Annotated in this window: 28 protein-coding genes; 20 read left to right on the top strand and 8 right to left on the bottom strand. The window is 73.7% G+C overall.

The window, feature by feature from the left end:
• Window positions 1-21 precede the first annotated feature (21 nt).
• The 4 genes from ABD954_RS15810 to ABD954_RS15795 all read left to right on the top strand — a co-directional run bounded on the left by ABD954_RS15810 (window position 22) and on the right by ABD954_RS15795 (window position 3,541).
• Window positions 22-732, top strand: coding sequence for a VanZ family protein (locus tag ABD954_RS15810; protein ID WP_345486681.1), 711 nt, complete (start codon window positions 22-24; stop codon window positions 730-732).
• A 9-nt stretch (window positions 733-741) separates the two neighbouring features.
• Window positions 742-1,416 carry a response regulator transcription factor gene (locus tag ABD954_RS15805; protein WP_345486680.1) on the top strand — a complete coding sequence of 225 codons (675 nt, stop codon included), beginning with the start codon at window positions 742-744 and terminating at the stop codon, window positions 1,414-1,416.
• Window positions 1,409-2,488 carry a sensor histidine kinase gene (locus ABD954_RS15800; protein ID WP_345486679.1) on the top strand — a complete coding sequence of 360 codons (1,080 nt, stop codon included), beginning with the start codon at window positions 1,409-1,411 and terminating at the stop codon, window positions 2,486-2,488. The genes ABD954_RS15805 and ABD954_RS15800 overlap by 8 nt, the downstream gene beginning before the upstream one ends.
• A gap of 189 nt (window positions 2,489-2,677) precedes the next feature.
• Window positions 2,678-3,541: a phosphatidylinositol-specific phospholipase C gene (locus ABD954_RS15795; protein WP_345486678.1), complete on the top strand. Its 864-nt coding sequence runs from the start codon at window positions 2,678-2,680 to the stop codon at window positions 3,539-3,541.
• Here the strand turns inward: ABD954_RS15795 and ABD954_RS15790 are convergent.
• The 5 genes from ABD954_RS15790 to ABD954_RS15770 form a co-directional block, all read right to left on the bottom strand.
• Window positions 3,506-4,951, bottom strand: coding sequence for a sensor histidine kinase (locus tag ABD954_RS15790; RefSeq protein ID WP_345486676.1), 1,446 nt, complete (start codon window positions 4,949-4,951; stop codon window positions 3,506-3,508). The genes ABD954_RS15795 and ABD954_RS15790 overlap by 36 nt on opposite strands.
• Window positions 4,948-5,673 carry a response regulator transcription factor gene (locus ABD954_RS15785; protein WP_345486674.1) on the bottom strand — a complete coding sequence of 242 codons (726 nt, stop codon included), beginning with the start codon at window positions 5,671-5,673 and terminating at the stop codon, window positions 4,948-4,950. The genes ABD954_RS15790 and ABD954_RS15785 overlap by 4 nt, the downstream gene beginning before the upstream one ends.
• Window positions 5,674-5,693: 20 nt before the next feature.
• Window positions 5,694-6,734, bottom strand: a complete 1,041-nt coding sequence (locus ABD954_RS15780; protein ID WP_345486673.1) for a S1C family serine protease — start codon at window positions 6,732-6,734, stop codon at window positions 5,694-5,696.
• Between the two features lie 111 nt (window positions 6,735-6,845).
• Window positions 6,846-7,868 (bottom strand): LacI family DNA-binding transcriptional regulator, encoded by a 1,023-nt coding sequence (locus tag ABD954_RS15775; protein WP_345486672.1) that lies wholly within the window; start codon window positions 7,866-7,868, stop codon window positions 6,846-6,848.
• 62 nt (window positions 7,869-7,930) lie between these two features.
• A complete protein-coding gene (locus tag ABD954_RS15770; RefSeq protein WP_382745547.1) occupies window positions 7,931-8,692 on the bottom strand; it encodes a response regulator transcription factor in 762 nt (253 codons plus the stop codon).
• A 217-nt stretch (window positions 8,693-8,909) separates the two neighbouring features.
• Here ABD954_RS15770 and ABD954_RS15765 point away from each other — a divergent pair, with 217 nt between their 5' ends.
• The 9 genes from ABD954_RS15765 (at window position 8,910) to ABD954_RS15730 (ending at window position 14,664) form a co-directional block, all read left to right on the top strand.
• Window positions 8,910-9,734, top strand: a complete 825-nt coding sequence (locus tag ABD954_RS15765) for an alpha/beta hydrolase (RefSeq protein ID WP_382745549.1) — start codon at window positions 8,910-8,912, stop codon at window positions 9,732-9,734.
• A 66-nt stretch (window positions 9,735-9,800) separates the two neighbouring features.
• Window positions 9,801-10,055, top strand: a complete 255-nt coding sequence (locus ABD954_RS15760; RefSeq protein WP_345486670.1) for a MoaD/ThiS family protein — start codon at window positions 9,801-9,803, stop codon at window positions 10,053-10,055.
• A gap of 10 nt (window positions 10,056-10,065) precedes the next feature.
• On the top strand, window positions 10,066-11,277 hold the full coding sequence (locus ABD954_RS15755) for a hypothetical protein (protein ID WP_345486669.1): 1,212 nt from the start codon (window positions 10,066-10,068) through the stop codon (window positions 11,275-11,277).
• 116 nt (window positions 11,278-11,393) lie between these two features.
• Entirely contained in the window at window positions 11,394-12,086 is a 693-nt protein-coding gene (locus ABD954_RS15750; RefSeq protein ID WP_345486668.1) for an LmeA family phospholipid-binding protein, read from the top strand.
• A 205-nt stretch (window positions 12,087-12,291) separates the two neighbouring features.
• Window positions 12,292-12,372, top strand: coding sequence for an Ms5788A family Cys-rich leader peptide (locus tag ABD954_RS33630; protein WP_352021666.1), 81 nt, complete (start codon window positions 12,292-12,294; stop codon window positions 12,370-12,372).
• A 163-nt stretch (window positions 12,373-12,535) separates the two neighbouring features.
• On the top strand, window positions 12,536-13,381 hold the full coding sequence (locus ABD954_RS15745) for a sulfurtransferase (protein WP_345486667.1): 846 nt from the start codon (window positions 12,536-12,538) through the stop codon (window positions 13,379-13,381).
• A 53-nt stretch (window positions 13,382-13,434) separates the two neighbouring features.
• Entirely contained in the window at window positions 13,435-13,722 is a 288-nt protein-coding gene (locus tag ABD954_RS15740) for a DUF1416 domain-containing protein (protein WP_345486666.1), read from the top strand.
• 97 nt (window positions 13,723-13,819) lie between these two features.
• Window positions 13,820-14,119: a DUF3099 domain-containing protein gene (locus ABD954_RS15735; protein WP_345492215.1), complete on the top strand. Its 300-nt coding sequence runs from the start codon at window positions 13,820-13,822 to the stop codon at window positions 14,117-14,119.
• A 134-nt stretch (window positions 14,120-14,253) separates the two neighbouring features.
• On the top strand, window positions 14,254-14,664 hold the full coding sequence (locus ABD954_RS15730; RefSeq protein ID WP_345486665.1) for a RidA family protein: 411 nt from the start codon (window positions 14,254-14,256) through the stop codon (window positions 14,662-14,664).
• Window positions 14,665-14,718: 54 nt separating this feature from the next.
• Here ABD954_RS15730 and ABD954_RS15725 read toward each other — a convergent pair whose 3' ends face one another.
• Entirely contained in the window at window positions 14,719-15,081 is a 363-nt protein-coding gene (locus ABD954_RS15725; RefSeq protein ID WP_345486664.1) for a DsrE family protein, read from the bottom strand.
• 390 nt (window positions 15,082-15,471) lie between these two features.
• Between ABD954_RS15725 and ABD954_RS15720 the strand changes: the two genes are divergently transcribed.
• Genes ABD954_RS15720 through ygfZ form a run of 3 tightly spaced genes read left to right on the top strand, consistent with a single transcriptional unit; the run spans window position 15,472 to window position 17,511 of the window.
• Entirely contained in the window at window positions 15,472-16,044 is a 573-nt protein-coding gene (locus ABD954_RS15720) for a heme-binding beta-barrel domain-containing protein (protein ID WP_345486662.1), read from the top strand.
• Between the two features lie 54 nt (window positions 16,045-16,098).
• Entirely contained in the window at window positions 16,099-16,536 is a 438-nt protein-coding gene (locus tag ABD954_RS15715; RefSeq protein ID WP_345486661.1) for a Fur family transcriptional regulator, read from the top strand.
• A 9-nt stretch (window positions 16,537-16,545) separates the two neighbouring features.
• On the top strand, window positions 16,546-17,511 hold the full coding sequence (gene ygfZ, locus ABD954_RS15710; RefSeq protein WP_345486660.1) for a CAF17-like 4Fe-4S cluster assembly/insertion protein YgfZ: 966 nt from the start codon (window positions 16,546-16,548) through the stop codon (window positions 17,509-17,511).
• 69 nt (window positions 17,512-17,580) lie between these two features.
• Here the strand turns inward: ygfZ and dtd are convergent, their stop codons facing one another.
• The gene (gene dtd / locus ABD954_RS15705) at window positions 17,581-18,006 is read right to left on the bottom strand and encodes a D-aminoacyl-tRNA deacylase (protein ID WP_345486659.1); all 426 of its coding nucleotides are present in this window, start codon (window positions 18,004-18,006) and stop codon (window positions 17,581-17,583) included.
• 128 nt (window positions 18,007-18,134) lie between these two features.
• Here dtd and ABD954_RS15700 point away from each other — a divergent pair, with 128 nt between their 5' ends.
• The 4 genes from ABD954_RS15700 (at window position 18,135) to ABD954_RS15685 (ending at window position 22,823) form a co-directional block, all read left to right on the top strand.
• A complete protein-coding gene (locus ABD954_RS15700; RefSeq protein ID WP_345486658.1) occupies window positions 18,135-18,740 on the top strand; it encodes an RsiG family protein in 606 nt (201 codons plus the stop codon).
• A gap of 95 nt (window positions 18,741-18,835) precedes the next feature.
• Window positions 18,836-20,083, top strand: a complete 1,248-nt coding sequence (locus ABD954_RS15695; protein WP_345486657.1) for a GNAT family N-acetyltransferase — start codon at window positions 18,836-18,838, stop codon at window positions 20,081-20,083.
• Window positions 20,084-20,089: 6 nt separating this feature from the next.
• Window positions 20,090-20,749, top strand: a complete 660-nt coding sequence (locus tag ABD954_RS15690) for a TetR/AcrR family transcriptional regulator (RefSeq protein ID WP_345486656.1) — start codon at window positions 20,090-20,092, stop codon at window positions 20,747-20,749.
• Between the two features lie 40 nt (window positions 20,750-20,789).
• A complete protein-coding gene (locus ABD954_RS15685; RefSeq protein ID WP_345486655.1) occupies window positions 20,790-22,823 on the top strand; it encodes a HelD family protein in 2,034 nt (677 codons plus the stop codon).
• 126 nt (window positions 22,824-22,949) lie between these two features.
• Here the strand turns inward: ABD954_RS15685 and ABD954_RS15680 are convergent, their stop codons facing one another.
• Entirely contained in the window at window positions 22,950-24,431 is a 1,482-nt protein-coding gene (locus tag ABD954_RS15680) for an MFS transporter (protein WP_345486654.1), read from the bottom strand.
• Window positions 24,432-24,482: the final 51 nt, after the last annotated feature.

Raw genomic sequence — 24,482 nt, 5'->3', positions numbered from 1 at the left:
CCCGCCCGCTGTCATGGAGCCATGGACCAGGACCACCACCCCTCCCCGCCCGGCCCGGCCCGTCGCGCGCTGCGGTTCGTCGTGCCCGCTCTCGCGGTCCTCGGCGTCGCGGGCGGACTGTTCGTGCTGCGGCGGCCGTTGACGATGTCCGCTCCGACGTGCCTGGCCGGGCGGTGGCACGGGTGCTTCGACACGTTCAACGGGGTGGTGCTGATGACCCTGGTGGCGGTGCCGCCGGCCCTCCTGGCGGTGTGGGCGCTGGCGCGGCTGCGGCGTGGCCGGGGCGCCGACGGGACGTCGGCGTGGCGGACGTCGCTGGCGGAGGTGGGCATGGTGCACGGGACGGTGCCGTTCCTGTGGCTGACCATGATGCCGGGCGACGGGGCCGGAGTCGTCCCGGCGCGGGTGAGTCTGGTGCCGCTGCGGGACCTGGCCACTATGGGGGCGCCGGGAATCGTGGGGAACCTGCTGGTCTTCGCGGCGCTGGGGTTCTTCGCCCCGATGCGGTGCGCGGCGGTGGCGTCCGTGCCGCGGGTGCTGGCGCTGGGGGCGGGCTGCTCGGTCCTGGTCGAGAGCGCGCAGTACGTGCTGCGCCTGGACCGGGTGTCGTCCGTGGACGACGTCCTGGTCAACGCCACCGGCGCCCTGCTGGCCGGTCTCGCCTCGCGCCGCTGGTGGCGGACCGGGGCGCCGGGGGCTCCCCTCGTGCCGGCGATGCGTCGTGCTGCCTAGGCTGCGGCCATGCGCGTACTGATCGTGGAGGACGAGCCGTACCTGGCCGAAGCCGTCCGGGACGGTCTGCGGCTGGAGGCGATCGCCGCGGACATCGCCGGTGACGGCGCCACCGCCCTGGACATGCTCGCCGTCCACTCCTACGACCTCGTGGTCCTCGACCGTGACATCCCGGGCCCCTCGGGCGACGAGGTGGCCCGGCGGATCGTCGCCTCCGGCAGCGGCATGCCGATCCTCATGCTGACGGCCGCCGACCGGATCGACGACAAGGCGTCCGGGTTCGAGCTGGGTGCCGACGACTACCTCACCAAGCCGTTCGAGCTGCGGGAGCTGGTCCTGCGGCTGCGGGCGCTCGACCGCAGGCGCGCGTACGCGCGGCCCCCGGTGCGGGAGCTCGCGGGCCTGCGCGTCGACCCGTTCCGCCGGGAGGTCTTCCGCGACGGGCGGCACGTCGCGCTCACCCGCAAGCAGTTCGCCGTCCTCGAGGTCCTGGTCGCCGCCGAGGGCGGGGTCGTCAGCGCCGAGGAACTCCTCGCGCGGGCCTGGGACGAGAACGCCGACCCCTTCACCAACGCCGTCCGCATCACCGTCTCCGCCCTGCGCAAGCGGCTCGGCGAGCCATGGGTCATCGCCACCGTGCCCGGTGTCGGCTACCGCATCGACACCGGTGGCCCCGGTGCGTAGACCTCCGGGCCCCAGCGTCCGCCTGAAGCTCACCCTCAGCTACGCCGGAGTGGTCCTGGTGACGGGCGCGGTGCTGCTGGCCGTGGTGTGGCTGTTCCTGCTGCGGTACGTCCCCGACAGCTCGCAGGGCCTGCTCGGGATCTCGCCCAACCGGTTCCTCCTGTCGCGCGTCTTCGGCCGTGCCGCGGCCGTCGCGATGGTGCTGCTGCTGGTGGTCGGCCTCGTCGGGGGCTGGCTGCTGGCCGGCCGGATGCTCGCACCGCTCACCCGGATCACGGCCGCGGCGCGGACCGCCGGCGGCGGCTCGCTGTCCCACCGGATCCGGATGGAGGGCCGCCAGGACGAGTTCCGGGAGCTCGCCGACGCCTTCGACGGCATGCTCGAACGGCTGGAGTCGCACGTCGCCGAGCAGCGGAGGTTCGCCGCGAACGCCTCCCACGAGCTGCGCACCCCACTGGCCATCGCGCAGACGCTGCTCGACGTCGCCCGCAGGGATCCCACCCGGGACCGGGACGAGGTGCTGGAACGCCTCCAAACCGTCCACACCCGCGCGATCGGGCTCACCGAGGCGCTGCTGCTGCTCAGCCGCAGCGACCGGGGCACCTTCGTCCGCGAGCGCGTCGACCTGTCCCTCCTCGCCGAGGAGGCCGCCGAGACCCTGCTGCCCCTCGCCGAGCGGCGCGGGACCACGCTCGACGTCACCGGCGCGGCGGCCCCGGTCCGCGGTTCCGCGGAGCTGCTGTTGCGGATGGTGACGAACCTGGTCCAGAACGCCGTCGTCCACAACCTCCCCGTCGGCGGCACCGTGACCGTCCACACCGGGACGGGGGACGGCGCGAGCGTGCTGCGGGTCGGGAACACGGGCCCGGTCGTCCCGCCCGACCTGGTGCCGACCCTGACCGAACCCTTCCAGCGCGGGACGGAACGCGTGCGCACCGACGAGCACGCCGGCGCCGGCCTCGGCCTCGCCCTCGTGCACAGCATCGTCCGCGCGCACGCCGGCACCCTCGACCTCGCCGCCCGCCCCGACGGCGGCCTCCTCGTCACGGTCCGGCTCCCGGCGACGCCGTGAGGCCGAGGGGCCGCGGCCCGTACGACGTCCCCCGGGACGCCGTGAGGCCTGGGGGCCGCAGCCCGTACGACGCGCCGGGCTCGCGACGCCGTGAGGCCAGGACCCGTACGACGTGCCGGGCGCGCGCCGTGTGTCCGTAGCCCGCACGACTATGGCAGGAGCACGTCAACCGCTGTCATAGTGCCGCCCATGGACCGACGACGCTTTCTCGCGGGCGCCGCCGCAGCCGGTGCCGCCCTCCTCGCCGGCACCCCCTCCGCCCGCGCGGCCGGCACCGCGCTCGGCACCCGGGACTGGCTGGCTGCCCACGGTGACCCCACCCCGCTCCAGAGGCTCACGATCCCCGGCACGCACGACTCCGGCGCCCGCTTCGGCGGCCTGTGGACCGAGTGCCAGAACACCACCATCGCCCAGCAACTGGACAGCGGCATCCGCTTCCTGGACATCCGGTGCCGGGTCACCGGAGGCTCCTTCGCGATCCACCACGGTGCCTTCTACCAGAACATGATGTTCGGCGACGTCCTCGTCGCCTGCTGGGACTTCCTCGCCGCCCACCCCACCGAGACCGTCCTCATGCGGGTCAAACAGGAGTACTCCACGGAGTCCGACGCCACCTTCCGCGCGGTCTTCGACGACTACCTCGACCGGCGCGGCTGGCGCCCCCTCTTCCACATCGCCCCCGGCGTGCCCACCCTCGGCGAGGCCCGCGGCAAGGTCGTGCTCCTCGCCGACAACGGCGGCCTGCCCGGGCTGCGGTGGGCCGACGGCACGTACTTCGACGTGCAGGACGACTACCAGGCCGAGCCCTTCGCCAAGTGGACCAGGATCCGCGACCAGTTCCGCGAGGCCGCCGGCCGCCCCGGACCCTTCTACGTCAACTTCGTCTCCACCGCCGCCGGGCTCCCGCCCCGCTGGAACGCCGACCGCCTCAACCCCCAGACGCACTCCCTGATCGACGGCGAGGGCGCCGGCTGGAAGGGCCTCGGCATCGTCCCCATGGACTACCCCAACACCCGCTCAGGACTCGTCGAGTCCCTCATCCGCCACAACTGACCCCCGAGGCCCACCGGCCACGTCCGGCGGCGGTGTCGGCGCTCCCGGCAGCCGCACCGTCGCCACCGTGCCGCCCCCGCCGTCGGCCGCCGGCGCGAGCGCGACCGTGCCGCCCGCCCGCCCGACCGTCCGCGCCACGATCGACAGCCCGAGGCCCGACCCCGGCAGGCTGCGCGCCGACGGAGAGCGCCAGAACCGCTCGAAGACGTGCGGCAGCTCGTCCGCCGCGATGCCCGGCCCGTGATCCCGTACGGTCAGCTCGCCCCGCATCAGCCGCACCCGCACCGTCCCGCGCGGCGGCGAGAACTTCACGGCGTTGTCCAGCACGTTCACCAGCGCCCGCTCCAGGGCCGCCGGCTCGGCCCGCACGTACCAGGGCGCGAGTTCCGTCTCGAAGGTCAGCTCCGGGCCCCGCAGCCGCGCCCGGTCCAGGGCCGACCGCAGGATCGTGTGCAGCGGCACCACCTCCAGCGGTCCGGGGGCCGCCGCCTCCGGCCGGGACAGCTCCTGGAGGTCCCCGATCAGCGCCGCGAGCTCCGTCATCTGCGCCTTCACCGAGGCCATCAGGGCCCGCCGGTCCTCCGGCGGCAGCGCCCGGCCCGTCTCCTCGCTGCGTGCGAGGAGCTCGATGTTCGTGCGCAGCGAGGTCAGCGGGGTGCGCAGCTCGTGGCCCGCGTCCGCGATCAGCTGTGCCTGCCGGTCCCGCGAGGTCGCGAGCGCCGCCGTCATCGCGTTGAACGACTGCGAGAGCCGGGCGATCTCGTCCTCGCCCTCCACCGGGATCCGCACCGTCAGGTCCTCGGTCGCCGCCACGTGCTCCACCGCCCCGGTCAGCCGGTCCACCGGCGCCAGACCCGTCCGCGCCACCCACAGCCCGGCCGCCCCGGCGCCCACCACGCCGATGCCGGAGACCAGCAGCAGCACCCAGGCCAGCGTCGACATCGAGTTGTCCACCTCGGACAGCGGCCTGGCCAGCGAGACCGCCGTGCCGGGCCGGTTCGGATCGGCGTACGTGTAGACCCGCATCTCGCGGCCGTCGCCGTCCTTCGTCGTGTGCAGCGTGTCGGCGAGCAGCCCGCGCGCCACCGCCACGTCCGAGGTCTGCGCGGGGATCGGCGCCTTGCCCGACGTGCAGACCGTGCCGTCGAGCAGGGTCAGCTGCACGGTGTACGGCGGCAGCGGCGGCGCCTGCCGGCCCGAGCGGCAGCCGCTGAGGACCAGGTTCAGATAGCCGTTGTCGACCTTGCTGGCCCGCAGGCCCGCGTCCAGCTCGCTCTCCAGCTGCGCCCGCGTCACGAACCAGCAGGCCAGCGACACCGCCGCCACCGCGACCGCCACCGCGAGCGCGGTCAGCAGCGCGAGGCGGGAGCGCAGCGGGCGGGAGCGGAACCAGGAGAGGGGACCGGTCACTCGGTGCCCCCGCCGCGCAGCACGTAGCCGACGCCGCGGACGGTGTGCACCAGGCGCGGCTCGCCGCCCGCCTCCGTCTTGCGCCGCAGGTACATCACGTACACGTCCAGCGAGTTCGAGCTCGGCTCGAAGTCGAAGCCCCACACCGACTTCAGGATCTGCTCGCGGGTCAGCACCTGCCGCGGGTGGGCGAGGAACAGCTCCAGGAGCGTGAACTCGGTACGGGTCAGCTCCACCGGCCGCCCGCCCCGCGTCACCTCCCGGGTGGCCAGGTCCATCCGCAGGTCCTCGAAGGACAGCACGTCGCCGCCGCCGGCGGGTGCCGCCGCGGCCGCGTACGAGCTGCGCCGCAGCAGCGCGCGGATCCGGGCGAACAGCTCGTCCAGCTCGAAGGGCTTCACGAGGTAGTCGTCCGCGCCCGCGTCGAGCCCGGTGACCCGGTCACCGACCGTGTCCCGGGCGGTCAGCATGAGGATCGGCACGGTCGAGCCCGAGGCCCTGATCCGGCGGGCCGCCGTCAGACCGTCCATCCGCGGCATCTGCACGTCCAGGACGACGAGGTCGGGTGCGTACGACTCCATCGCGGCGAGGGCGTCGAGCCCGTCGACGGCGTCGCGCGTCGCGTACCCCTCGAAGGCGAGGCTGCGGCGCAGCGCCTCCCGTACGGCGGGCTCGTCGTCGACGATCAGAATGCGTTCGGCATCGTTCTGCTGGCCGGTCATGGACTCAGCGTCCCATGCGTTCAGGAGGCACCGCCCGCACGCAGGTCGTCCAGGTCGGCCTTGAGGGTGTTCACGGGGATCGCGAATCCGAGACCGACGCTTCCGGCCGTGGAACCGTTCGCCGAACCGGGCGCGTACATGGCCGAATTGATGCCGATGATCTCGCCGTTCATATTGATCAGCGCGCCGCCGGAATTACCGGGATTGAGCGAGGCGTCCGTCTGGATCGCCTTGTAGGTGGTCTTCGACGAGCCCGTGTCGCCGTTGAACCGCTGCCCGCCGAACTCGAACGGCCAGCCCTCCCGCGGGTCGTACTGCTGTCCCTGGCCCCGGCCGTCGTCCTTGGCGACGGTCACGTCCCGGTCGAGGGCCGAGACGATGCCGCTCGTGACGGTGCCGGTCAGGCCCTCGGGGGAGCCGATCGCCACGACCTCGTCGCCCACCCGCACCTTGGAGGAGTCGCCGAGCGTGGCCGCCTTCAGACCGGAGGCGCCCTCCAGCTTGATCAGCGCCAGGTCCTTGGCGGGGTCCGTGCCGACGACCCGGGCCCGGTGGGTCTTGCCGTCGGAGGTGCGCACCGTGACCGTGGAGGCGCCGGAGACCACGTGGTTGTTGGTGACGATCTCGCCGTCGGAGGTGAGGATCACGCCCGAGCCGGTGGACCTGCCGGAGTCCGAGCTCGCGGAGATCTCCACGATGGACGGGGACACGGCCTGGGCGACTTGGGCGACCGTGCCCCTGTTGCTCGCCGACACGTTCGTGCCGCTCACGGCGCCCGTCGCGGCCGTGGCGCCGTCGGCCGTCCACCGCTCGACCAGGGTCGCGGTCCCGCCGCCGACCGCCGCCGCGGCGATCGCGACGGCCGCCAGGAGACCGACGCCGCGCCGGGCCCTGCGGTGCGCGGCAGGGGCCGGGGCGGGACCCGGGGCGGGCGGCGGTACGTGGCCGCCGGACGGCCAGATCGTCGTCCCCGGGCCGGTCGTGACCGGCTGCGTGGGGTCGTACGGGGGACGCGGCGGATAGTACGGCTGCTGCGGCTGGGGCTGCGTGTGGTCCGTCATGACCACGACTCTCGGAGCCGTGGATGAGAACCGTCTGAGGACGGGCTGAGAAGCCCGACAGAAGCCTGTATGCCCGAAATAAAGACGGGTGGTCCCGCGACTGCGGAAAGGTCAGCCGCAGCCGCAGGAGCGGCGCACGATCAGCGCCGACGGGAACTGCTTCACCCGCTCCCGCCGCGAGCCCGCCACCCGCAGCGAGTCGTCGAGGACCAGGTCCACCGCCGCCCTCGCCATCGCCGGGCGGTCCGAGTAGACCGTGGTCAGCGGCGGGTCGGACAGCGCCGCCTCCTTCACGTCGTCGAAGCCCGCCACGGCCAGCTCCGTCGGCACGTCGATCCGCAGCTCGCGGGCGGCCCGCAGCACGCCGAAGGCCTGGTCGTCCGTCGAGCAGAAGATCGCCGGCGGCCGGTCCGGTCCCGACAGCACCTCGAGCGCGACCTTGTAGGCGTCGTAGCGGTTGTACGGGGCCTGGAAGAGCCGGCCCTCGATCGACAGGCCCGCCTCCAGCATGGCCCGGCGCCAGCCCTCCTCGTGGTCCGCGACCGGGTCGCCCACCGCGGGGGTGTTCGGGATGCCGCCCATGCACGCCACGTACGGGTGACCGTGCTCCAGCAGGTGCCGGGTGGCGAGCTGCGCGCCGCCGATGTCGTCCGTCACGACGGCCACGTCGTCGATCGCCTCGGGCCGCTCGTGCAGCAGCACCACCCGCGCGTCCCACGCCTCGATCTCACTCGCGGCCTGCTCGCTCATGCCCTGGCTGACCAGGATCAGCCCGGAGACCCGCATGCCGAGGAAGGCCCGCAGATAGTGGATCTCGCGCTCGGTCCGGTAGTCGGAGTTCCCGACCAGCACCATCTTCCCGCGCTCGGCGGCGGCCTGCTCGACCGCGTGCGCCATCTCCGCGAAGAAGGGCTGCCGCGCGTCCGGGACCACCATGCCTATGAGGTCGGTGCGGCGCGACGCCATCGCCTGGGCCACCCGGTCCGGGCGGTACCCCAGCTCCTTGATGGCGGCGAGGACACGCTCGCGCGTGGCCGGGGCGACCGGCCGGGGTCCGTTGTTGATGACGTAACTCACGACCGCGGTCGAAGTACCCGCCAGTCGCGCTACGTCATCCCGCGTCACCTTGGCCACGCGCGGCAGTCTACGCGGGGGGGACCTACCTACCGGCAGGTCGGACTGTGGCATGTGCCACGTCAGCGGTCCTCCACAGGAGTGAGTTCCCGCGTGGTGCCCTTGACGCGCGCCCCCTCCTTCGCCCGCGCCTCCTCGGCGGCCCGCTCCACCTTCTCCGGCGTGACGAACCGGTAGCCGACGTTCCGCACGGTGCCGATCAGCGACTCGTGCTCGGGCCCGAGCTTCGCCCGCAGCCGCCGCACGTGGACGTCGACCGTCCGGGTGCCGCCGAAGTAGTCGTAGCCCCACACCTCCTGGAGGAGCTGGGCGCGGGTGAAGACCCGGCCCGGGTGCTGGGCCAGGTACTTGAGCAGCTCGAACTCCTTGAAGGTCAGGTCCAGGACCCGGCCCTTCAGCTTGGCGCTGTACGTCGCCTCGTCCACCGACAGGTCACCGTTGCGGATCTCCATCGGGGAGTCGTCGGCCGTGATCTGCTGCCGGCCCATGGCCAGGCGCAGCCGCGCCTCCACCTCGGCCGGCCCGGCGGTGTCGAGCAGCACGTCGTCGATGCCCCAGTCCGCGGTGACGGCCGCGAGACCGCCCTCCGTCACGACCAGGATCAGCGGACAGCCGGGGCCCGTGGACCGCAGCAGCTGGCACAGCGAGCGCACCTGCGGCAGGTCCCGCCGGCCGTCGACGAGGATCACGTCGGCGCCCGGGGTGTCCACGAGGGCCGGGCCCTCCGCGGGCGCCACGCGCACGTTGTGGAGCAGCAGGCCGAGTGCCGGAAGCACCTCGGTCGACGGCTGCAGGGCGTTGGTGAGGAGCAGCAGTGAGCTCATCGCGACCCACCTGCCCGGGTCGTCGACCGGCTCACCGCTCGGTCGTGCGTCGTTCGCTCGTCCATGACGTCGGTTCCTCCTCGGTCCCTGCGAGGACGTCTGCGTACCACTCTCGCGCCCTGAGAGCGTTTGTTCATCCGGTCGTAACAACGGTCGGAAAACACAAAAGGACCCGGGGGCTGCGTTGCCCGGATCCTCCGCCAGCAGAATAGCCCACATGACTTCCGCGGCAGAGGGTCGATTTCACATGGTGGATGTTTCCTGGCTCACTTCCGTACCCCGCCGCGCCGTTCTCCGTACCGAGGACGACGTCCGGATCGAGGCGTTCTTCGAACCGCGCACGGCCGCCGTCACCGATGCGGCGGCCGCCACGGCGATCGTCGTGGCACACGGGTTCACCGGCTCGGTCGACCGGCCCGCGCTGCGGCGCGCCGCCCGGGTCCTGCGCCGCCACGCCGACGTCGTCACCTTCTCCTTCCGCGGCCACGGCCGCTCGGGCGGCCGTTCCACCGTCGGCGACCGCGAGGTGCTCGACCTGTCGGCGGCGGTCCGCTGGGCCCGTGAACTCGGCCACGCGCGCGTGGTGACGGTCGGCTTCTCCATGGGCGGCTCGGTCGTCCTGCGGCACGCCGCCCTGGAGCGCGGCGCGGAGGCCCGCACCGACGCCGTCGCCGCCGTGTCCGCCCCGGCCCGCTGGTACTACCGGGGGACGCCGTCGATGCGCCGCGTCCACTGGGTGATCACCCGTCCGGTGGGCCGGCTGGTCGGCCGCTACGGCCTGGGCACCCGGATCCACCACCGGGACTGGGACCCGGTGCCGCTGTCGCCGGTGGAGGCGGTTCCGCTGATCGCGCCGACGCCGCTCCTGGTGGTGCACGGCGACCGCGACCCGTACTTCCCCGTCGACCACCCGCACAGCCTCCTCGCGGCGGCCCCCGAAGGCACGGCCGAGCTGTGGCTGGAGCGGGGCATGGGCCACGCCGAGAACGCGGCGGACGACGGGCTGCTCGACCGGCTCGGGGCCTGGCTCGTCCGGCCGTAGAACGGCCGCCGCGGGCCATGGCCCATCATGGGGGGCGGCGCGCACACGAACGAGAGGAGTGCCGCTATGGCAGCGGGAACCATCCGCTACTGGGCCGCGGCGAAGGCCGCCGCCGGAGTCGCCGAGGAGCCGTACGCCGCCGAGACCCTCGCGGAGGCGCTGGACGCGGCCCGTGAGCGGCACCCCGGTGAGCTGGTGCGGGTCCTCCAGCGCTGCTCGTTCCTGATCGACGGCGATCCCGTCGGCACGCGCGCGCATGAGACGGTACGGCTGGCGGAGGGCGGCACGGTCGAGGTGCTCCCCCCGTTCGCAGGAGGGTGAACGGCACACCATGAGCAGTGACCAGCAGTACCCGTACGAGCCGCGCGGCGGTCAGCCGTACGACCCGAACGTCACCCAGACGTGGCAGGGCCAGACCTGGGACACCCAGTACCAGCCGACGGTGAGCCCGCAGGCCGCCCCGCCCGAGGCCCCCGTCCCGTACGACACGGCGCACCTGCCGCCCCAGGGCGCGTACGGCCCGCGGACCGGCGGCCACCCGCTGCCCCCGGAGACGGTCCACCCGCCCAGGGCGGCCTACCCGCCGGGCCACGAGGCCCCGGGCCGGGCCCCGGCGTACGAGACGGCTCCCGCCCCGGCGTACGAGGCCCCGGCGTACGAGGCTCCCGCGTACGAGAGCGCGGCGTACGAACCGCCGGCCCCCGTCGCGGCTCCGGCCGTGACGGTCGAGGCCGGGCCGGGCGACGGGCCCGCGTACTCCTCGCCCACCACCGCGGGCAACACCCGGATCACCGACGCCCAGCGGGCCCGCGCCGAGGGCCGGTCGCCGATCATCGACCCGGGGATGCAGCCGGCCGCCCTGACGGCCCTGCTCGGGCTGCTGCTCGCCGCGGGCGCGGCCGTCGGCCCGTACGCGCTGCTCGTGCCGCTGGTCCTGCTCCAGGCCGTCACCGCCGCCGGCTGGTTCCGGCTCAACGGCATGTGGCCCGCCCGCCAGGGCATCGCGCTCGCCTTCCTCGGCGGTGTCACGGCCGACGCGGCGCTGCTCGCCGCCGGCCGCGAGCACGCGCCCGCCGCGATCATCGGCACGCTCGGCGTCTGGGTGCTGCTCACCCTGGTGCTCCAGCTGCGCAGCCACGCCGACCCGGACGAGAGGATGTACGGCCTGATGGCGACCGTCGTCTCGGCGGCGCTCGCGGTGCTGGCCGCCGGTCACCTCGGCGCCGAGCCGGACGCCGTGGTCGTCGGCGGGGCCGCGGTCGCCGCGGCGGTCCTCGCCCGGGCCGTCCCGCTGCCCGGACCGGTGTCCGTGGTCGTCGCCCTGCTCGCCGCCGCCGGAGCGGGCGTCGCGGCAGGCGGGTTCACCGGCCTCGGCACGGGCGGCGCGCTGCTCGGTCTGGGCGCCGGGGTGTGTGCCCTGGTCGGGCTGCGGGTGGCCGCCTACGACTACCCGTCCAGGTTCGTCCACATGACGGCCGGTGTCGCGCTGCCGCTGACCGCCGCCGTCCCGGCCGTGTACCTGCTGGGCAGGGCGCTCGCGTAGCGGCCCGCCTCACGGCGCCCCCGAGCCGCTCGGGAACCGACCGGCCCTCCGACACGTCGATCTTGTGTCGGAGGGCCGGATTCGTCGGCCGGACTCGTCTCGGGGGGACCAAGCACATGCGAGCACTGCGGATCGTGCTGATCGTGGCCGTCGTGCTCGGGGGGCTGTTCGTCGGCGCGGACCGGATCGCCGTCGGGTACGCGGAGTCGGAGGCGGCCGAGGGCGTGCGGCTCGGCACCGGCAAGGCGGAGTCCACCGAGGTGGACATCCACGGCTTCCCGTTCCTGACCCAGGTCATGGACCGGCGTCTCGACGAGGTCGAGGTGCGGGTGACCGGCTTCCGGGCGACCGCCGGCGGCCGACCGGTGCGCATCGGCGAGCTGACCGCCGACCTCCGTGACGTCACGCTGGGCCCGGACCACGCGATCGAGCGGGCCGGCACGGCCGACGGCACCGCGTTGATCTCCTACCGTGACCTGGCCGCCGCCTCGGGCCGGGAGGCCACCGTCGAGTACGGCGGCGACGGCAAGCTGAAGGTCACCGGCGGGGTGCGGTTCCTGGGCCGGACGCTGACCCGCAGCGTGCTGTCCACGGTGACCCTGGTGGACGGCGACACCCTCCGGGTGCGGGCCGACGAGGTGCCGGGCGAGGGCATCCCGGGTCTGGAGGACATGGTGCGCGCCCGCACCGACTTCGACCGGCGGATCGAGGGCCTACCGAAGGGCATGCGGCTGACGAAGGTCGAGGCGCGCCAGGACGGTCTCGCGGTGACGGTGACCGGCCGCGACGTGGTCCTGTCGGCCGGCTGAGCACGCCGCCACGTCCCCGTTTCCCACCGGCTGATCACCATCTGAGACACGGCCGTCCGACAGGCAGATGCCCAGGCCCGTGCGCCGTGTCCATCCTCTCCGGCGCGGGCCCGCAGCCGTCTTCTATCCCGCATGCCGGACGATCGCGTCTCAAAATACGACACACCGGTGACACGGCCGCCCGTCCGTCCCTACGATCGTCCGCATGAAGCGACAGGCGGAACTCACGAAGCGGCGGGCAGTAGACCTGTGCCGCGTCGCCGCCATGCTCTGTCGCTCCGTCTGAGCGGGACGCCGTCCACAGCGCCCGTATTCCTCGGATTCCCAGGCCCTACGACGTGATGTCGGGGCCGTACTCGCGCAGCCGTACGCCGTCGACCCCCCGGGCCGAGGCGTACCCGCACCACCCCGCACGACACCGCCGCACACTGCCCCGGAGGAGAAGAAGCATGGCTCGCAGCGACGTCCTGGTCGACGCCGATTGGGTCGAGGCCAACCTCGACAACCCGAAGGTCGCCATCGTCGAGGTCGACGAGGACACCTCGGCGTACGACAAGAACCACATCAAGAACGCCATCCGGATCGACTGGACGAAGGACCTCCAGGACCCGGTCCGCCGTGACTTCATCGACCAGGAGGGCTTCGAGAAGCTCCTCTCGGCGAAGGGCATCGCCAACGACACCACCGTCGTCCTCTACGGCGGCAACAACAACTGGTTCGCGTCCTACGCCTACTGGTACTTCAAGCTCTACGGCCACCAGGACGTCAAGCTCCTCGACGGCGGCCGCAAGAAGTGGGAGCTCGACTCCCGCGACCTGGTCGACGGCTCCGAGGTCCCGAACCGCCCGGCGACCGAGTACAAGGCCCAGGCCCAGGACACCTCGATCCGCGCCTTCCGCGACGACGTCGTGGCCGCGATCGGCACCCAGAACCTGGTCGACGTCCGTTCGCCCGACGAGTTCTCCGGCAAGCTCCTCGCCCCGGCCCACCTCCCGCAGGAGCAGTCGCAGCGCCCGGGCCACGTGCCGAGCGCCAAGAACATCCCGTGGTCGAAGAACGCCAACGACGACGGCACCTTCAAGTCGGACGACGAGCTCAAGGCCCTGTACGAGGCCGAGGACGTCGACCTGGCGAAGGACACCGTCGCCTACTGCCGCATCGGCGAGCGCTCCGCGCTCACCTGGTTCGTGCTGCACGAGCTGCTCGGCGTCGAGAACGTCAAGAACTACGACGGCTCGTGGACCGAGTACGGCTCCCTCGTCGGCGTGCCGATCGAGCTCGGCCCCGCCAAGTAAGTCCCCCCGGACCTCCCCTTCTCCGGACCCCTCGACCGTAAGGATTCCCCATCATGTGTGGAGCGCAGCCCGGCGGGCCCGACGCCTCGACGATCAAGCCCGGTGAGACCACCATCCAGGGCTACGTGACCAAGGACGGCCAGCCCGTCACCGGTTACGTCCGCCTCCTGGACTCGACCGGCGAGTTCACCGCGGAGGTCCCGACCTCCGCCACCGGCCAGTTCCGCTTCTACGCGGCCGAGGGCACGTGGACCGTCCGCGCCCTGGTCCCGGGCGGCTCCGCCGACCGCCAGGTCGTCGCCCAGCAGGGCGGCCTCGCGGAGGTCGCGATCGCGGTCTGACCAGCGGCACCCGAACGGCCGGAGGGCCGTGCCTCCTGGGGGGTTGGACGCCATTTCCAGGACTCGAGGCACGGCCCTCCGGTCTGCCCGCGCACGGCTGTCCGCGCGTGCCGGCCGGTCGTACGCTGAAGACGTGTACGCACGGCGTCGGCGTGTCTACTTCTGGATGATGGGCGTCTGCCTGGCCCTCTTCGTGGGCGCCTGGGCCGTCGTGCGCCTGTGGTCGGTGCCGGCGGCCGTCGCCATGTGCCTGGCCGCCATGGTCATCCCGCCGGTCGCCGCGGTGATCGCGAACCGCCGGGGCCCGGACGACCGCTGGTGGGACGACCCGTCGGGCGACCCCCGGTCGGACGAGTGGTGGGACGAGCTGGACGGCAGGAAGCGCCGCGACTCCTGAAGGCCCCGCGAGGGCCCGGCGGGGGACGGCGCCGGCCGTGACGGGAGCCGGCGGGCCGGGAAAACACGTCGAACGCGGAGCCGGACCTTGAGAAGCTTCCGGGAGTCCCGGAACCGCTGTGGAAGGAAGCCGCCGTGCCGCGTGCCGTCACCTTGATCCGCTCCGCGTCCCTGTCCGACGTCGCGGAGTACGCCTACGCGGCCACCGCCCCGGCCGAGGCACGGTTGGTCTTCCTGGCCGGAGCGTGTCCTCTGAACGAGGACGGCTCCACCGCGGCGGTCGGGGACGTCGCGGGGCAGGCGGCCAGGGCCGTGGAGAACATGCGGACCGCCCTGGCGGACGCGGGCGCGTCACTGCGCGACGTCATCAGCACCCGCGTTCTCGTCGCCTCTCACCGGCGGGAGGACCTGGTGACGGCGTGGGGGGTCGTCCGGGACGCGTTCGGCGACCACGACGTGCCCAGCACCCTGATGGGCGTCACCGTGCTCGGCTACGACGGCCAGCTCGTCGAGATCGAAGCCGTCGCCGCCGTGCTCGACTCCTGATCGAAGAGCCGCGGCCCGGGAACCGCGGCCCGGGAACCGCGGCCCGGGCGTCGCCTAGTAGACGAGCGCCTGCGTGTCCTCGGACATCGCCTCCTGGACGAAGACCTGGGCGCCCGCGATGCGGACGCCGTCGAGGACGTCGGCCTCGGTGATCTCGCGGCGTGCGGCGCACTGGGTGCACAGGGTGACGCGGCCCGCGGCCAGGATCGAGTCGATCAGGTCGGGGAGCGGCGCGGCGTGCGGGAGCTCGAACTCGGCCGCGCGGCCCGGGAGGGCGAACCACGAGGACTCGCCGGTCAGCCAGAGCGAGACCTCGACGCCGCTCGCGACGGCGACGGCGGCCACCGTGAAGGCCTGGGAGCAGCGTTCGGGGGCGTCCGCCCCGGCGGTCACCTTGATCACGAGCTTCTTCGCCATAGGCCGAACTGTAATGGGGAGTGCGGCGAGCTCACGCACTCCTCGCGGTCACGCGGGTCAGGCGGGACGGGGGCGGGGGACGAGGGCGGGACCCGTCACGGCGAGCCCGCACGACCGGCTGCGCGGCCGGGCGCCGGCGCCGACCCGCGTCCGCGCCGCGAGACCCACCTCACCGCGAGGGCCGGGCTCCCGCCCACTAAGCTGGGGTCCGGCCCGTTCCGCCTTCACCGCTCACCGAGGAGCACCAAGTGATCGTCTTTTTCGAAGTCCTGCTGGCGCTCGTCTGCGTCGCGGTCCTCGCCTTCGCCGGTCTGACCGTGAAGAAGCTGTACCAGGGCCAGCGCTGAACCCCCGACGTCTCCGGACCTACACAGATCGTCTGAGCTGCTCATGATCGAGATCCCGTCCGACCTCAACCCGGGCCTCGTCCCCCTCGCGTTCCTGCTGGGCACGTGGGAGGGCGCGGGCGTCTCCGACTTCCCCGGCGCCGAGAAGTGCAACTTCGGCCAGTCCGTGACCTTCAGCCACGACGGCCGGGACTTCCTCGAGTACCACTCGCACTCCTGGGTCCTGGACGCCGACGGCAACAAGGTCCGCCCGCTGGAGACCGAGAGCGGTTACTGGCGCATCGACAAGGACCGCAAGGTCGAGGTCGTCATGGTCCGCGACCAGGGCATCGTCGAGGTCTGGTACGGCGAGCTCGCCGACCAGAAGCCCCAGATCGACCTGGCGACGGACGCCGTCGCGCGCACCGCGGCCTCCGGCCCGTACAGCGGTGGCAAGCGGCTCTACGGCTACGTCAAGAGCGACCTGATGTGGGTGGGCGAGAAGTCCACCCCCGAGGTCCCGCTGCGGCCGTACATGTCGGCGCACCTGAAGAAGGTCGTCACGCCCGAGGAGGTCGCCGAGATGGCGCGCAACCTCCCCGACATGCCGGACGACGGCATCGCCTTCTTCCGCTAGGCCGGGGGAGAAGGACCGTGGACCGCCCCCACCGCGCCCTCATACACTGGGGGCGTGGTGAGCACCGACTGGAAGAGCGACCTGAGGCAGCGCGGCTACCGGCTGACGCCTCAGCGCCAGCTTGTCCTGGAGGCCGTGGACGCGCTGGAGCACGCGACCCCGGACGACATCCTCGGCGAGGTGCGCAAGACCGCCGCCGGGATCAACATCTCCACCGTCTACCGGACCCTGGAGCTCCTGGAGGAGCTCGGTCTGGTCAGCCACGCCCATTTGGGGCACGGCGCGCCGACCTATCACCTCGCCGACCGGCACCACCACCTGCACCTGGTCTGCCGGGACTGCGCCGAGGTCATCGAGGCGGACGTGGAGGTGGCCGCGGAGTTCACCGGGAAGCTCCGCGAGACCTTCGGCTTCGAGACCGACATGAAGCACTTCGCGATCTTCGGCCGTTGTCAGGGCTGCGCCACGAAGGACACCGCCGCCGGGTCGTAGGCTTTTCCCATGAAGAGCCCTCTGCTGTCCCTGCCCGGCGCCGTCCCCGCCGAAGGACGTGACGAAGGTGTCGCCGCGCACTACGGCGACCTGTTCCGCGAGCAGCGGTCCCTCGCCGACGGCACCGGTTTCGTCGACCTGTCGCACCGCGGTGTCGTGACCGTCACCGGCCACGACCGGCTGAGCTGGCTGCACCTGCTGCTCACCCAGCACGTCAGCGATCTGCCGGCCGGCCGGGCCACCGAGGCCCTGATCCTGTCCGCCAACGGGCACATCGAGCACGCGCTGTACCTGGTCGACGACGGCGAGACGGTCTGGGCGCACGTCGAGCCGGGCACGCAGGCCGAGCTCATCGCGTACCTGGAGTCGATGAAGTTCTTCTACCGGGTCGAGGTCGCCGACCGCACCGAGGACTTCGCGGTCGTCCACCTGCCGGCCGGGTCCATCGCCCCGGTGCCGGACGGCGTGGTCGTACGGGAGACGGCGCACGGCCGGGAGCTGTTCCTGCCGCGGGGCGGCCTGGAGGCGTTCGCGGCCTCGCACGGCCCGGCCGCCGGCATCCTCGCGTACGAGGCGCTGCGGGTGGAGGCTCACCGGCCGCGGCTCGGCTTCGAGACCGACCACCGGACCATCCCGCACGAGATCGGTCTGATCGGCAGCGCCGTGCACCTCCAGAAGGGCTGCTACCGCGGCCAGGAGACCGTCGCCCGGGTGCAGAACCTGGGCAAGCCGCCGCGCCGCCTGGTCTTCCTGCACCTGGACGGCAGCGAGGTGCACCTGCCCGCTCCCGGTACGCCCCTGCGGCTGGCCGCCGACGGCCCCGAGGGCCGTCAGCTGGGCTTCGTCACGACGGCGGTGCGCCACCACGAGCTGGGGCCGATCGCGCTGGCGCTGGTGAAGCGGAACGTGCCGGTGGACGCCGATCTCGTCGCGGGGACGACGGCCGCCGCGCAGGAGACCGTCGTCGAGCCCTAGGGCGAGCCCGCCCCCGCTCGGCGCCACGCCCCGAGGGGCCCGGGATCCCGGTCCGAACCGGGACCCCGGTCAGACCTCCAGCAGGACCGTGAACGGGCCGTGGTTCGTGAGCGACACGCGCATGTCCGCTCCGAACCGGCCCGTCTCCACGTGCGCGCCGAGCGCGCGCAGCCGGGCGACCACCTCGTCCACGAGGGGTTCGGCGACCGGGCCGGGCGCGGCCGCGTTCCAGGTGGGGCGGCGGCCCTTGCGGGCGTCTCCGTAGAGGGTGAACTGGGAGATCACCAGCAGCGGCGCGTTGACGTCGGAGCACGACTTCTCTCCGTCCAGCACCCGGACGGACCAGAGCTTTCTGGCCAATTGCGCGGCCTTCTCGGGAGTGTCGTCATGGGTCACCCCGACCAGGACGCACAGCCCTTCGCCGGTGATCTCACCGACGGTCTCCCCTGCGACGACGACGCTCGCGCCGTCGACCCTCTGCACCACTGCTCGCATGCGGACCAACCTACCGAGCGGATGTGTGCGGGGCCGAACGGGTGCAGACGGCCTGCGTCGGCCGGTGCGGGAGTGGCACCATGCCTGTCAGGCGGTGCGGTTCCGCACCGGTCGAGGGGACGATACACATGAGCGCATCTGGCGCCGGGCACACGCCGTCCGGTCCCGTACCGCTGACCCGTGCCGGAGGCTCCGTCGGGCGGCCGCCCGTCCAGCGGACCGCCGAGCCGGATCTGCCGGACCGGCCGCAGCCGGACCTGGCCGCGCTGCGGCTGCCCGAGCTGCGGGCGCTGCGCCGCGAGGCGCAGGGCGACGAGGCCGATCTCAGCTACGTGCGGAGGATGCTGCAGGGGCGGATCGACATCCTGCGGGCGGAGCTGGCGCGGCGCAGCGATCCGGAGGCCCCGGTGCTCGACCGGCTCTCGGAGATCCTCGCGGACACGCCGTCACGGCCCGGGGCGGTGGCGCGCTCGGCGCGGCACGTGACGCTGTCGACGCCGCGCAGCGAGGAGTACCGGCGGCTCGCGGCCGAGATGCTGTCCGAGGTCGAGCTGTCGGACCTGACGGCCCGTACGGACGAGGAGCTGCACGCGGCGATGGGGCGCCTCGCGGGCTACGAGCAGCAGGTGTCGCGGCGCCGGCAGGAGCTCCAGCGGACCGCGGACGACTGCAGCGCGGAGATCGCCCGCCGCTACCGGGAGGGCGAGGCGCAGGTCGACGACCTGCTGGCCTGAGCCGCGCCGTGGGCCCGGTCCCGGTCCGAGCGGCGCGCCGAGGGCGCGTCGAAACTCGGGTGCGGCAATCGGGGCCGCCCGCCTAGCCTCGAAGGATGGATTTCGAGGTGCGGGCGATCGAAGAGTCGGAGTTCAAGGACTGGCAGCGGGCCCGGCGGGTCGGGTTCCTGCGGCCGCCGGTGGTGCCGGACGAGGAGGTCGCGGACCGGCTTCCGCACACCGATCTGTCCCGGACGCAGGGGGTCTTCGACCGGGGCCGGGTCGTCGCGACCTTCCAGTCGTTCGCGCAGCGGGTGAGCACCGTCGGCGGCGCGGATCTGGCGGCGGACGCCGTCACCGGCGTCACGGTGTCCCCGACCCACCGCAGGCGCGGACTGCTCGGCCGCATGATGACGGCCGACCTGGCGGCGGCGAAGGAGCGGGGTGACGCCTGCGCGACGCTGATCGCCGCCGAGTATCCGATCTACGGCCGTTTCGGCTTCGGCGTGGCGACATGGGCCACCGAGTGGGCCGTCGACCTGACCCGGGCCGGCTTCGACCGCCGCCGGCCGGTTCCGGCGGACGAGGACGGCGGCCGGATCGACCTGGCGGACGGCGCCGAGATCCGCAAGGAGGGCCCGGAGCTGCACCGCCGGCTCGCGGCCCGGCGGGCCGGCGTCACGAACCGCACGGCCCGCGGCTGGGACGTCGGCACCGGCAACGCGTACAGCCCCGATCCGTGGACCGAGCCGTTCTACGCCGTCTACCGCTCGGAGTCGGGCGAGGCCGAGGGCTTCGTCGCGTACGGCGCGGACGACAAGTGGAACGACGCCAAGCAGCCGGTCAACACGGTGAGCGTGCGCGATCTGGTCGCGGTCACCCCCGCCGCCGAGCGGGCGCTGTGGCGGTACGTGTGCTCGGTCGACTGGGTCACCCGGGTGCGGACGGGCTACCGGGCCCCCGACGACGTCCTGCCGCTGCTGCTGCCCGACCCGCGGGCGGCGCGGGTCGTGACGCACGCCGACATGCTGTGGCTGCGGGTCCTGGACGTGGCGAAGGTGTTCGGGCCGCGGACGTACGTGACGGAGGGCAGCCTCGTCCTGGACGTGAAGGACACGGCCGGCCTCGCGGGCGGCCGGTACCTGCTGGAGGCGTCCCCCGAGGGGGCGTCCGTGGCGCCGACGGCCGCGCCGGCCGATCTGGTCCTGGACGTGGCGGACCTGGCGCCGCTGGCGTTCGGTGACGAGTCGGTGGTGCGGCTCGTCGCGCTGGGCCGGATCGAGGAGGCCGTGGCGGGCGCGGCGGCCCGGGCGGACCTGCTGCTGCGGACGCCGCTGCGGCCGTGGAGTATGGACATCTTCTGATCGAGAGTGGGTGAGGGTGTCGTGGGCGGGCTGCGGGAGCTGAAGAAGGAGCGGACGCGGCAGGTCCTGTCCGAGACCGCGGTGGAGCTCTTCCTGGAGAAGGGGTTCGACGCGGTGTCGGTCGCGGAGATCGCGGCGGCGGCCGAGGTGTCCAAGCCGACCCTGTTCCGCTACTTCCCGGCCAAGGAGGACCTGGTCCTTCACCGGTTCGCGGACCACCAGGACGAGCCGGCCCGGGTGGTGACGGCGGGTCGGGAGGCCGGGGTGCCGCCGCTGGACGCGCTGCGCGACCACGTGCTCGCGGGGCTGGAGCGGCGCGACCCGGTGACGGGCCTCAACGACGCGCCGGCGGTGCTCGCCTTCCTGCGCCTGCTGTACGGCACTCCGGCGCTGGTCGCGCGCATGCACGCCTACCAGCGGCGCTCGGAGGAGCTTTTGGCGGAGGCGCTGGGCGGGGCCGATCCGCTGGCGTCCCGGCTGGCGGCGGCGCAGGTGGTGGCGGTGCTGCGGGTGCTCGCGGAGGACAACGTGCGGCGGATCTCGGCGGGCGAGCGGGTCGAGGAGGTGCTGCCGGGGGCGGTGGCGGCGACGCGGCTGGCGTTCCGGCGGCTCGCGCAGGGCCTCGCGGACGAGCCGGTTCGAGGAGCCCGGAAGCGAACTCGGTAAAAAATGTAACTCGGTCACACTTCTCGTCTATCCTGGACGCATGAAGCCGCTCCGCCATGACCTCGACCGGGAACGAGCCCACCACGACAGCTGCCGCGCCGCCCTCGCCCGGATGGCCGAGGACATCGACGACCAGGTCGTCACCGGCGAGGACACCGCGGCCTCCGGAGCCGACGCCGAGGTCCTCGGTCACCACCTGCGCAGCCGCGCCAAGTCCTTCCGCGAGATGCCGCCGGGGCCGCTCTTCTTCGGCCGTCTCGACCGCGAGGACGGCCAGGTCCACCACATCGGCCGCCGCCGGATCGCCGAGCACCCGGCCGCCCCGCCGCTCGTCGTCGACTGGCGGGCCCCCGTCGCGCGGGCCTACTACCAGGCCGGGCCCCGGGACCCGCAGGGCGTCGTCCGGCGCCGCCGCTTCGGGTGGGCGCCGGGCAGCCTCGGCGCGTCCGAGGACCTGACCGCCCTGGAGGACGAGCACCTGGCGGAGGGCGGCGAGGGCGCCGGGGAGGCCCCGTCGAGCGCGATCCTGGCCGGCGAGATCGAACGCCCCCGCGTCGGCCCCATGCGGGACATCGCCGCGACCCTCCAGCCCGAGCAGGACGACCTCGTGCGTTCCGGCCCCGCCGAGTCGATCTGCGTCCAGGGCGCCCCCGGCACCGGCAAGACCGCCGTCGGACTGCATCGCGCCGCCTACCTCCTCTACACCCACCCGCAGCGCTTCCGGCGTTCCGGCCTCCTCGTCCTCGGCCCGAACCGCACCTTCCTCTCCTACATCTCCGAGGTGCTGCCCGCGCTCGGCGAGACCGGGGTGCGCCAGTCGACCGTCGAGGACGAGCTCGCCCGCCACGAGGTGCGCGCGGTGGACGGGGAGGCCGCGGCCCGGGTCAAGCACGACGCCCGCATGGCCGAGGTGCTGCGCCGCGCGCTGTACGCGCGGGTCGACCCGGCACCCGCCGGGGACCTGACCGTGCCGGACGGCTCGTACCGCTGGCGCGTGCCGGCCCACGAGCTCGCCGCGATCGTCGCGGACGTACGGGAGGAGGCCCCGCCCTACGCGACCGGCCGCGAGCGGGTCCGCGCCCGGGTCGTGCGGGCCCTCCGGCTCCGGGCCGAGCGGCGGGCCGGGACGCTGGGCAACGCGTGGCAGCGCAGGATCGAAAGGGCCCGCCCGGTCAAGGAGTTCGTGGACGCCTGCTGGCCGAAGGTCACCCCGGAGGAAGTGCTCGCCGGGGTCCTGACGGACCCGGACGCCGGTCTGCCGGCGGGTGGCCTGCTGACGGTCGGGGAGCGGGCCGCGATCCGCTGGGAGAAGCCCCCGCGCTCGTACCGCACGGCCCGCTGGAGCGCCGCCGATCTCGTACTCCTCGACGAGCTCGCCGGCCTGATCGAACGACCCGAGGGTTACGGACACGTCGTCGTCGACGAGGCCCAGGACCTCTCGCCCATGCAGTGCCGGGCCATCGCCCGCCGCGCAGGCTTCGGCTCCCTGACGGTGCTCGGCGACCTGGCGCAGGGCACCACCCCGTGGGCGGCCCGCGACTGGCGCGAGCAACTGGCCCACCTGGGCAAGCCGGACGCCGAGACGGTGCCGCTGACCACCGGCTACCGCGTCCCGGCGGCCGTGGTGGAGCTCGCCAACCGGCTCCTGCCGGAGCTCGGGGCGGCGGCCTGGGCCGGACGCTCCCTGCGCGCGGGCGGCGAGGTGACCGTGCGTCAGGTCGCGGACCTGGCCGAGGGCGTCGCCGAGGCGGTGCGGGCCGCGCTGAAGGAGGAGGGCTCCGTGGGAGTGATCGCCGCGGACACGGCGGTGGAGGAGCTGGCGGCCCTGGTCCTCGGCGACGGCGTCGCGGACGGATCCGGCGACCGCGTCTCCGTCGTGCCGGCGTCGCTCGCCAAGGGCCTGGAATACGACCACGTGATCGTCGTCGAACCGGCCGCCATCGCCGCCGCCGAACCCCGGGGCCTCCACCGGCTGTACGTGGTCCTCACCCGCGCGGTGTCCCGCCTGGACCTGGTCCACAGCGAACCCCTGCCGCCCGCGCTGGCGGCTCCTCCTGTCGGGGCGCCCGGCTGAGCCGACCGGCCCGGCGGCGGGGCGGCACGCCCGCCCGGCGCGGTACGGGCGCCGCCGCCGCTCCCCGCCTGCGAGGGGCGGGGAGCCGGCGGCGGCCGGGGCTTCGTCGGGGCGGACGGGCGGTGCTCATGCCGCGATGGTCAGCTCGCGGGGTGCGGGCCTCGGTGTGCGCGGGAGGGTGAAGGCGACGGCGAGGGCGGCGACGAGGAGACCGGCGCCGACGGCGAAGGCGAGGTGGTAGCCGCTGGTGAGGGCTTCGGCGGCGGGCCGTCCGGCTGCGGTGAGGGCGTCGGTGCGGGCGGCGGCCAGGGTGGACAGGACCGCGACGCCGACGGCCATGCCGATCTGCTGGGTGGTGTTGAACAGGCCGGACGCCAGGCCCGCGTCCTCCTCCTTCGCGCCGGACATGCCGAGCGCGGTGAGCGCGGGCAGGGCGAGCCCGAAGCCGGCGGCCAGCAGCATCACGGGCAGCAGGTCGACGGCGTACGAGGCATGGACGGGGAGGCGGGTGAGCAGGCCGAGCACGCCGACGAGCAGGACGAGACCGGTGAGCAGGACGTTCCGCTCGCCGAAGCGGGCGATGAGGCGGGTGGACAGGCCGAGGGAGGCCGCGCCGATGACGACGGCGGCGGGCAGCATCGCGAGGCCGGTCTCGGCGGCTCCGTAGCCCTGCACCTTCTGGAGGTGGAGCGCGACCAGGATCTGGAAGGAGAACAGCGCGGCGACCATCAGCATCTGGACGAGGTTGGCACCGGCGACGGCACGGGAGCGCAGCACGCGCAGCGGCATCAGGGGGTGGGCGGCGGTGGCCTGGCGGACGAGGAAGCCGGCGAGCAGGGCGAGCGCGAGGGCGCCGAGTCCCAGGGTGCGGGCCGAACCGGCCCCGTACTCCTCGACGGTGACGACGGCGTAGATGCCGGTGGTCAGGCCGCCGGTGACCAGCAGGGCGCCGAGGACGTCCGCGCCGCCCCGGGCTCGGGCGGGGCGGTCGGCGGGCAGCGCGGGAAGGGCGACGAGCAGGGCGGCGGCGCCGACGGGGAGGTTGATGAAGAAGATCCAGTGCCAGGTGAGGGCGTCGGTGAGGAGGCCGCCGAGGACCTGGCCGATGGAGGCCCCCGCGGCGCCGGTGAAGCTGAACACGGCGAAGGCCCTGGCGCGTTCGCGCGGCTCGGTGAAGAGGGTGACGAGGATGCCGAGGCTGACGGCGGAGGCCATCGCGCTGCCGACGCCCTGGAGGAAGCGGGCGGCGATCAGGACGCCGGGCGAGGAGGCGACGCCGGCGAGCAGCGAGGCGGCGGTGAAGACGCCGGTGCCGGCGAGGAACATCCGCTTGCGGCCGATGAGGTCGCCGAGGCGGCCGGAGAGGAGCAGCAGGGCGCCGAAGGCGATGAGGTAGGCGTTGACGACCCAGCTGAGGCCGGCCGGGGTGAAGCCGAGGTCGGCCTGGATGGCGGGCATGGCGACGGTGACGATGCTGCCGTCGAGGATCGTCATCAGCAGGGAGCTGGCGAGGACGCCGAGGGCGGTCCAGCGGGAGGCGCGCAGGGGCGTGCCCGCGGGCGCCGGAGCGGGGGCGGGCGGGGTCGTGGGCGGGGGCGTGGCAGGCATGACCGGCCTTCCTGTCGGGCGGAGGCGACAGGAAGGACGCTAGCAGATAGT

Source organism: Streptomyces roseoviridis, assembly GCF_039535235.1.
In the GTDB taxonomy this organism is placed as follows: Bacteria; Actinomycetota; Actinomycetes; order Streptomycetales; family Streptomycetaceae; genus Streptomyces; species Streptomyces roseoviridis.
This window is presented reverse-complemented; position numbering and strand designations above follow the sequence as displayed.

Excerpts from the sequence above, each read along its gene's own strand:
- ABD954_RS15810 (WP_345486681.1), top strand. The coding sequence starts at position 22 with ATGGACCAGGACCACCACCCCTCCCCGCCCGGCCCGGCCCGTCGCGCG.
- ABD954_RS15805 (WP_345486680.1), top strand. The coding sequence starts at position 742 with ATGCGCGTACTGATCGTGGAGGACGAGCCGTACCTGGCCGAAGCCGTC.
- ABD954_RS15795 (WP_345486678.1), top strand. The coding sequence starts at position 2,678 with ATGGACCGACGACGCTTTCTCGCGGGCGCCGCCGCAGCCGGTGCCGCC.
- ABD954_RS15785 (WP_345486674.1), bottom strand. The coding sequence starts at position 5,673 with ATGACCGGCCAGCAGAACGATGCCGAACGCATTCTGATCGTCGACGAC.
- ABD954_RS15780 (WP_345486673.1), bottom strand. The coding sequence starts at position 6,734 with ATGACGGACCACACGCAGCCCCAGCCGCAGCAGCCGTACTATCCGCCG.
- ABD954_RS15770 (WP_382745547.1), bottom strand. The coding sequence starts at position 8,692 with ATGAGCTCACTGCTGCTCCTCACCAACGCCCTGCAGCCGTCGACCGAG.
- ABD954_RS15765 (WP_382745549.1), top strand. The coding sequence starts at position 8,910 with ATGACTTCCGCGGCAGAGGGTCGATTTCACATGGTGGATGTTTCCTGG.
- ABD954_RS15760 (WP_345486670.1), top strand. The coding sequence starts at position 9,801 with ATGGCAGCGGGAACCATCCGCTACTGGGCCGCGGCGAAGGCCGCCGCC.
- ABD954_RS15755 (WP_345486669.1), top strand. The coding sequence starts at position 10,066 with ATGAGCAGTGACCAGCAGTACCCGTACGAGCCGCGCGGCGGTCAGCCG.
- ABD954_RS15750 (WP_345486668.1), top strand. The coding sequence starts at position 11,394 with ATGCGAGCACTGCGGATCGTGCTGATCGTGGCCGTCGTGCTCGGGGGG.
- ABD954_RS33630 (WP_352021666.1), top strand. The coding sequence starts at position 12,292 with ATGAAGCGACAGGCGGAACTCACGAAGCGGCGGGCAGTAGACCTGTGC.
- ABD954_RS15745 (WP_345486667.1), top strand. The coding sequence starts at position 12,536 with ATGGCTCGCAGCGACGTCCTGGTCGACGCCGATTGGGTCGAGGCCAAC.
- ABD954_RS15740 (WP_345486666.1), top strand. The coding sequence starts at position 13,435 with ATGTGTGGAGCGCAGCCCGGCGGGCCCGACGCCTCGACGATCAAGCCC.
- ABD954_RS15725 (WP_345486664.1), bottom strand. The coding sequence starts at position 15,081 with ATGGCGAAGAAGCTCGTGATCAAGGTGACCGCCGGGGCGGACGCCCCC.
- ABD954_RS15720 (WP_345486662.1), top strand. The coding sequence starts at position 15,472 with ATGATCGAGATCCCGTCCGACCTCAACCCGGGCCTCGTCCCCCTCGCG.
- ygfZ (WP_345486660.1), top strand. The coding sequence starts at position 16,546 with ATGAAGAGCCCTCTGCTGTCCCTGCCCGGCGCCGTCCCCGCCGAAGGA.
- dtd (WP_345486659.1), bottom strand. The coding sequence starts at position 18,006 with ATGCGAGCAGTGGTGCAGAGGGTCGACGGCGCGAGCGTCGTCGTCGCA.
- ABD954_RS15700 (WP_345486658.1), top strand. The coding sequence starts at position 18,135 with ATGAGCGCATCTGGCGCCGGGCACACGCCGTCCGGTCCCGTACCGCTG.
- ABD954_RS15695 (WP_345486657.1), top strand. The coding sequence starts at position 18,836 with ATGGATTTCGAGGTGCGGGCGATCGAAGAGTCGGAGTTCAAGGACTGG.
- ABD954_RS15685 (WP_345486655.1), top strand. The coding sequence starts at position 20,790 with ATGAAGCCGCTCCGCCATGACCTCGACCGGGAACGAGCCCACCACGAC.
- ABD954_RS15680 (WP_345486654.1), bottom strand. The coding sequence starts at position 24,431 with ATGCCTGCCACGCCCCCGCCCACGACCCCGCCCGCCCCCGCTCCGGCG.